Annotated in this window: 8 protein-coding genes; 1 reads left to right on the top strand and 7 read right to left on the bottom strand. The window is 53.3% G+C overall.

Annotation, left to right across the window (positions count from 1 at the left end; all coding sequences use genetic code 11):
* Positions 1-701, top strand: a 701-nt coding sequence (locus EZI54_RS22765) for a formylglycine-generating enzyme family protein (protein WP_131484163.1), incomplete at its 5' end; no start/stop codon positions are given.
* Here the strand turns inward: EZI54_RS22765 and EZI54_RS22760 are convergent.
* The 7 genes from EZI54_RS22760 to EZI54_RS22730 form a co-directional block, all read right to left on the bottom strand.
* Positions 698-1,813 carry a hypothetical protein gene (locus EZI54_RS22760; RefSeq protein ID WP_131484162.1) on the bottom strand — a complete coding sequence of 372 codons (1,116 nt, stop codon included), beginning with the start codon at positions 1,811-1,813 and terminating at the stop codon, positions 698-700. The genes EZI54_RS22765 and EZI54_RS22760 overlap by 4 nt on opposite strands.
* Before the next feature lie 66 nt (positions 1,814-1,879).
* Positions 1,880-2,872 carry a formylglycine-generating enzyme family protein gene (locus EZI54_RS22755; protein WP_242674574.1) on the bottom strand — a complete coding sequence of 331 codons (993 nt, stop codon included), beginning with the start codon at positions 2,870-2,872 and terminating at the stop codon, positions 1,880-1,882.
* On the bottom strand, positions 2,865-3,857 hold the full coding sequence (locus EZI54_RS22750) for a formylglycine-generating enzyme family protein (RefSeq protein WP_242674573.1): 993 nt from the start codon (positions 3,855-3,857) through the stop codon (positions 2,865-2,867). The genes EZI54_RS22755 and EZI54_RS22750 overlap by 8 nt, the downstream gene beginning before the upstream one ends.
* Positions 3,850-4,839, bottom strand: coding sequence for a formylglycine-generating enzyme family protein (locus EZI54_RS22745; RefSeq protein WP_242674572.1), 990 nt, complete (start codon positions 4,837-4,839; stop codon positions 3,850-3,852). Before EZI54_RS22745 ends, EZI54_RS22750 begins: the two co-directional genes overlap by 8 nt.
* On the bottom strand, positions 4,832-5,824 hold the full coding sequence (locus tag EZI54_RS22740) for a formylglycine-generating enzyme family protein (protein ID WP_242674571.1): 993 nt from the start codon (positions 5,822-5,824) through the stop codon (positions 4,832-4,834). Before EZI54_RS22740 ends, EZI54_RS22745 begins: the two co-directional genes overlap by 8 nt.
* Positions 5,817-6,701 (bottom strand): formylglycine-generating enzyme family protein, encoded by an 885-nt coding sequence (locus EZI54_RS22735; protein ID WP_242674570.1) that lies wholly within the window; start codon positions 6,699-6,701, stop codon positions 5,817-5,819. The genes EZI54_RS22740 and EZI54_RS22735 overlap by 8 nt, the downstream gene beginning before the upstream one ends.
* Before the next feature lie 101 nt (positions 6,702-6,802).
* Positions 6,803-7,201 (bottom strand): hypothetical protein, encoded by a 399-nt coding sequence (locus tag EZI54_RS22730; RefSeq protein WP_131484158.1) that lies wholly within the window; start codon positions 7,199-7,201, stop codon positions 6,803-6,805.
* Positions 7,202-7,262 lie beyond the last annotated feature (61 nt).

The following is a 7,262-nucleotide window of genomic DNA, read 5'->3' as shown; positions in this document are numbered from 1 at the left end:
ACTTCAAAGTGCCTTGTGAGCCGGGATCGGATCAGCTTTGTAGGAATGATTTTTACAAGGATAACGACTATATCCACAAGGTGACGTTGGACGATTACTCCCTCTCGAAATACGAAACCACCATCGCCGATTTTGACCTGTTCCGTGAGCTTCAGGGCAAAGAGCCATATAAAAAGGAAATACGCGAACGGGAAGGTAGAGAATACCTGTTCGAGCCGGACAAACCGGCGTGGACAAAAAACTGGCAGGAACCGAAGGACTATTGCCTGTGGGTTGGGAAACTGGCGTCACGGCCTGTCGATCTGCCGACGGAGGCACAGTGGGAGTTTGCAGCCCGCAATCGAGGTGAAGATGTGCTCTATGCCACTGACACCGGAGAGCTTGACCTAGGCCGAAATTATGTGGCCAATGACGAGCGTTCGGAGACAAAGGCGGTTGGGAGTTTTCCTCCAAATCCTTTGGGTATTTATGATCTCACCGGGAATGTGACTGAGTGGGTCAATGACAAATACGATGAAAATTACTATCAGCGGAGCCCAGAGAAAGATCCCAAAGGTCCTGAGCGGGGAAACCGTCACGTAATTCGGGGCGGCAGTAATCTGAGCACACCGCATAACAACACTACCGTCAAAAGGAACTACAGCGAAGAGCTTGACTTCTATTCGAAGCTCTTTGGTTTCCGTTGTGCCTCCAGCCCTTAGGCAATAGAGCCCAGGTCACCATATTTTCGATGATAGGCAATCAGTTTCTGCCGGATCCGGTGCCGTTTTTTCCCAGCGGCGACCGGCATCCAGGCCACCGTCTGGGAGACAGGCGCGTCGGAGGTGGTGCCCAATTCCGAAGAGATCCAGTCATGGAATTGCTTTAGCTGATTGTCGTCAGAGGCAAAACCGTCATCCAGGATGGCGCAGACCTTTTCCAGCGACTGCATTGGGTTACACTTGGAACCGTCCTCCGTCATGTGCTGCAGTACTTCGAAGAATTTTCGCCAGGTGGCGATGTGGGAGAAAATATAGATTAACGCTCGTTCTTGCTCCTCCTCCCAGGACTCGATAAAGGTTTGCAGTAGCGTATGGCACAGCATGCCAACCGTTTCAGGAGGGAGGTCGCGCAGGGTAATGGAACCCTGCTCCGACTGCAGCACTTCGCTCAGCCGACCTTCACGAATATTCTGGGCTAGATTCTGCGCGTTTTCCTTGAGCGATTTACGCCCATCCCAGGCATCCTGCAATTTCCCGAAAGGTTGATTGATCCACTCAGCCGCTTTTCCAGCCTCGTCAACGAGCGACAGGTACAGATTCTTGCTCCAAGACGAGAAAATCTCGCTATCGACATTCTCCAGATAGGAGTAATCGAAAGAGCGGAGTGCATCTAAAACGGCTTTGCAAAGCCCCCAGCAACTTTGCAGATCGACTGTGGTGCCGAAACTGCCACTCGCACCAGGACCAAACACCAGCCGACCCTTACATACCATAATAATAGAGTTGTCACGGTCGAGTGTTAGGGAGAAATCCATTCCTGCACCAACGCCAGCAGCTACGGTCCCCCCCGCCTCAATCTTCAAAAGCTCCTGCCAATTGGCATTGGATTTATATTGCTCTTCAGGATGCACCCAGCAGAATTTTCCACTCACGGCACCGCCTGCCTCGGCCCCCGCAAACGCGTTGCCAGAGACAGAGAGACCGGCTTGTGGGTCGGGTTTGATTTTCTTCTGATCGGATAACAGGAAGGTGGCTGCGCCGATACTCAGCTTCGCGTTTGCTTCTCTGCGGTAGTCACTTTGGGGCCGGTATCGGCGTTGGAGCAACCCCATAGCAGAAGCGATGCCGTTACAGTGATCCCGAAAACGGTCAATCGCTTATGGATCGATCGAGCGGATTTACTCAACCGGCATGCCCTGGTTAACAACGCAGCGGAAGCCGTTGCTTGAGGTTAACTGTTCTCCTCCCCGCATAAAGACGGTGCCGTGTCCCGCAGTATGAGAACCATAACCTGCCCAGTCACGTACGACCTTCTCCGGCTCATCGGGGTCGACCGGTTCTTCAGGCCCGTGTGGATTGTGTGGGTCGAGATGTTGATAGGCGTTAACGTCATACCAATCCTGCGTCCATTCCGCGACATTGCCCGACATGTCATAAAGTCCCAATGGACTGGGGGGATAGCTGCCGACTGGTCGGCGTTCTATCGTGGTCGAAGCGTGGCTGAGCATATTACCCGAGGGCGGAATACTTGGGTCGATGTACTGCTTTGGCCGCTGCAGATAGGTGTCGTTGCGTTTGGTACCGTCATCGGTGGCGTAAAGCACGTCCTGCCCCCGGTTGCGGGCAGCGAACTCCCACTGGGCCTCGGTGGGGAGGGCAAACGGATGGCCGGTTTTGTCGGCCAGCCATGCGCAATAGCCTTCCGCCTCCTGGTAGTTAGGGCTTCTGGCAGGTTTCTTATAGTAGTTGGGTGAAAGTGGATCATCGCTGGCTGTGACCGGAAGGATTCTCGCCCAGTCAAAGCCGGCTTCGAGCGTATAATCCTTAGCGCGATTTACGTCCCGGAGGTAGACCATAAAATCCCCCCAGGTGGTTTCATATTTGGAAATCGAGTAGCTGTCCAGGGTGACTTCAACGGGCGGCTTGTTATTGTCGTCGTTGAGTCCCGTATAAGGCCGGCCTTTCAGGATGCCGACATCCCCCAACATAAAGGTGCCACCCTCGACGAACACCAGGTTATCCAGGGCTTTCCGGGTGACGTCATGGATTTCTGAGGTGGTTGCTCTGGGACCGGTGTTAGGTTTGGAGCAACCCCATAGCAGAAGCGATGCGGTTACGGTGATCCCGAAAACGGCCAGTCGCCAGTGGATCGATCGAGTGGATTTACTCAACCGGCATGCCCTGGTTAACAACGCAGCGGAAGCCGTTGCTTGGGTTATCTATTGACTCGCTTCCTCTTACAAAGACCGTATCACCTCCACCAAGATAGTCCCCATGCCCTGCGTAATCTCTGACCACTTTTTCTGGATTATAAGGGTCGCTGGGTGCGTCCGGTCCGTGCGGATTGTGTGAGGCTATATGCTTGTACGCGTCCTTGTTGTACCAATCCTGCGTCCACTCAGCTACGTTCCCTGTCATATCGTAAAGACCAATAGGACTAGGCGGGTAACTTCCAACAGGACGTCGTTCTTTTTTTAATGAAGAATGACTGAGTGCATTTCCCGATGGCGGGATGCTTGGGTCTACATATTGATCTGGGCGCTGAAGGTAGGTGTCATTTTTCATGGTGCCATCATTCGTGGCATAGGGCACATCCCGCCCCCGACTGCGGGCAGCGAATTCCCACTGGGCCTCGGTGGGCAGGGCGAAGGGATAGCCGGTTTTTTCGGCCAGCCATGCGCAATAACCCTCTGCTTCTTGGTAATTTGGGCTCCAAGCAGGTTTTCTGTAATAGTTTGGGGAAAGAGGATCATTATTGGCCGTAATAGGGAGAACCCTCGCTGACTTGAAACCAGCATCAGGTGTATAGATGTCTGCGCGATTCACATCTCTGAGATAAACCAAAAAATCTCCCCAAGTAGTTTCAAATTTGGAAATTGAATAGCTATCTAGCGAAACCTCAACAGGGGGCTTGTTGTCATCATCAAGAGTCGTGTACGGTCGTCCCGACAACACGCCGACATCTCCCAGCATAAAGGTGCCGCCTTCGACGAACACTAGGTTATCCAGGGCTTTCCGGGTGACGTTATGGATTTCTGAGGTGGTTGCTCTGGAACCGGTATTAGGTTTGGAGCAACCCCATAGCAGAAGCGATGCGGTTACGGTAATCCCGAAAACTGCCAGTCGCCAGTGGATCGATCGAGCGGATTTACTCAACCGGCGTGCCCTGGTTAACAACGCAGCGGAAGCCGTTTTTGGCATCCAAAGTGGCACCGCCTCTAACAAAGACGGTGTCTTCGCCCCCAAAATGATCGCCACGACCGGCCCAATCACGAACTACCTTTTCCGGTTTTTTGGGGTCCACTGGCTCAGTTGGCCCCTGCGGGTTCTTTGGTTGAATATGTTCGTAGGCATCTTCGTCATACCAATCCTGCGTCCATTCGGCAACATTACCGGTCATGTCGTATAGACCTACGGGGCTAGGCGGATAGCTTCCTACTGGACGACGCTCCTTTTTCAAATAGGAATGGCTCAGTGCGTTTCCCGATGGCGGCATGCTGGGGTCAACATATCGGTCTGGGCGTTGGAGATAGGTGTCATTTTTCATGGTGCCGTCATTCGTGGCGTAAGGCACATCCTGTCCCCGATTACGAGCGGCAAATTCCCATTGAGCCTCAGTGGGCAGGGCGAAGGGATGACCGGTTTTTTCTGCCAGCCATGCGCAATAGCCTTCCGCCTCCTGGTAGTTGGGGCTTCGGACAGGTTTCTTGTAGTAGTTGGGTGAAAGCGGGTCATCGTTGGCTGTAGTTGGAAGTATCCGTGCCCAGTCAAATCCGGCTTCGATAGTATAATCCCTAGCGCGATTTACATCCCTGAGGTAGACCATAAAATCGCCCCAGGTGGTTTCATACTTGGAGATTGAGTAGTTATCCAGCGAGACTTTAACCGGGGGTTTATTGTTGTCGTCAAGGACCGTATAGGGCCTTCCTTTCAAGACCCCCACATCGCCCAGCATGAAGGTGCTCCCTTCGATAAACACGAGATTCTCCAAGGCTCTATTTGTGACCTCATCGATCTCTGCGGTAGTCACTTTGGGGCCGGTATCGGCGTTGGAGCAACCCCATAGCAGAAGCGATGCCGTTACAGTGATCCCGAAAACGGCCAGTCGCCAGTGGATCGATCGAGCGGATTTACTCAACCGGCGTGCCCTGGTTAACAACGCAGCGGAAACCATTGCTTGAGGTTAATGGCTTTCCCCACCGCATGAAGACTGTGCCATGTCCAGCTATATGAGAACCTCGTCCTGCCCAGTCTCGCAATACCTTCTCTGGCTTTTCCGGATGGACTGGCTTATCCGGCCCGTGTGGATTGTGTGGGTCGAGATGTTGATAGGCGTTAACGTCATACCAATCCTGCGTCCATTCCGCGACATTGCCCGACATGTCATAAAGTCCCAATGGACTGGGGGGATAGCTGCCGACTGGTCTGCGCTCTATCGTGGTCGAAGCGTGGCTGAGCATATTACCCGAGGGCGGAATACTTGGGTCGATGTACTGCTTTGGCCGTTGCAGGTAGGCGTCATTCCGTTTGGTACCGTCATCGGTGGCGTAAAGCACGTCCTGCCCCCGGTTGCGGGCAGCGAACTCCCACTGGGCCTCGGTGGGCAGGGCGAACGGATGGCCGGTTTTGTCGGCCAGCCATGCGCAATAGCCTTCCGCCTCCTGGTAGTTCGGGCTTCTGGCCGGTTTCTTGAAATAATTGGGAGATAGCGGGTCGTTGTTTGCGGTAAAGGGTAGCCAGCCTGCTCGACTAAAGCCCGCTTCCACCGTATAGGTATGGGCCCGATTTACGTCCCGGAGGTAGACCATAAAATCCCCCCAGGTGGTTTCATATTTGGAGATTGAGTAACTGTCCAGCGTGACTTCAACGGGCGGCTTGTTATTGTCGTCGTTGAGTCCCGTATAAGGTCGGCCTTTCAGGACGCCGATATCCCCCAGCATAAAGGTGCCGCCTTCGACGAACACCAGGTTATCCAGGGCTTTCCGGGTGACGTCATGGATTTCTGAGGTGGTTGCTCTGGGACCGGTGTTAGGTTTGGAGCAACCCCATAGCAGAAGCGATGCGGTTACGGTGATCCCGAAAACGGCCAGTCGCCAGTGGATCGATCGAGCGGATTTACTCAACCGGCGTGCCCTGGTTAACAACGCAGCGGAAGCCGTTGCTTGGGCTAGTTACCGGTTCGCCTCCCCGGACAAAGACCGTCCCTCCCCCCCCGAAATGATCACCGCGGCCAGCCCAATCACGCACTACTTTTTTCGGCTTATCCGGATTCATTGGTTTTTCCGGCCCGTGCGGATTATGTGAATCGATATGACGGTAAGCATTCTCGTCATACCAATCCTGTGTCCATTCGGCGACGTTGCCTGACATGTCGTATAGTCCCAATGGGCTGGGCGGATAGCTGCCTACTGGGCGTCGTTCTTTAATGGTTGATGAGTGGCTGAGCATATTTCCCGAAGGTGGGATGCTGGGATCAATATATTGCTTTGGCCGTTGCAGATAGGTGTCATTGTGTTTAGTGCCGTTATCGGTGGCGTAAGGCACGTCCTGACCTCGGTTGCGGGCGGCAAATTCCCATTGGGCCTCAGTGGGCAGAGCGAAGGGGTGGCCGGTTTTTTCTGCCAGCCATGCGCAATAGCCTGCCGCCTCCTGATAGTTGGGACTCCAGACAGGTTTCTTGTAGTAGTTGGGTGAAAGCGGGTCATCGTTGGCTGTAGTCGGAAGTATTCGTGCCCAGTCAAATCCGGCTTCGAGCGTATAATCCTTAGCGCGATTTACGTCCCTGAGGTAGACCATAAAATCCCCCCAGGTGGTTTCATATTTGGAGATTGAGTAGTTATCCAGCGAGACTTTAACCGGAGGTTTATTGTTGTCGTCAAGGACTGTGTAGGGTCTTCCTTTCAATACCCCCACATCGCCCAGCATAAAGGTGCTCCCTTCGATAAACACTAGATTCTCCAAAGCTCTATTTGTAACCTCATCGATCTCTGCGGTGGTCACTTTGGGGCCGGTATCCGGACTTGAACACCCTGAGAGTAGAATGGCCGTGACAATCAGTGCCGAAAGAAAGGTTTGGCTTCGATTTGTGCATGATCTCATCGTTAGGCGATTCCGCAGTTTCTACAAGCTTTGAAGGGGTCGAGCTGTACCGGTCGGTCGGCAATGGCGGTCTGGCCTTTAAGGGCTTTCTTGAACATGAGATAGTCATGGCGGTGCTTGCCGATAAACTGGAATAACTTTTGGGCATTGGCGTCACGCACACCCGGCGTCGGCGTACCGTCGGCATTCATTCGCAGCATCGTCTCCTCGAAGTCACGCCAACTCTGGAAGCTTTCCATGATTTTGCCAATAGCCCCGACTTTGGTGAAGGTGCCGTCCATAAATTGAGGAGACACCCACCAGTCGTAAGTCGTCGGCCCTGCAAAAGAAAAACCGAAATAAAGACAATGAGTTGGCTTTGTTTCAAAGTATAATATCCAGCATAAATCGCCCTGTTTCACTCAGAATCCGGAAGAAATGCCCATGATCCCACGGGATAAACGCCAGGCTCCGCAGCGAGAT

Source organism: Marinobacter halodurans (assembly GCF_004327985.1).
Lineage (GTDB): Bacteria > Pseudomonadota > Gammaproteobacteria > Pseudomonadales > Oleiphilaceae > Marinobacter_A > Marinobacter_A halodurans.
This window is presented reverse-complemented; position numbering and strand designations above follow the sequence as displayed.

Excerpts from the sequence above, each read along its gene's own strand:
- EZI54_RS22760 (WP_131484162.1), bottom strand. The coding sequence starts at position 1,813 with ATGGGGTTGCTCCAACGCCGATACCGGCCCCAAAGTGACTACCGCAGA.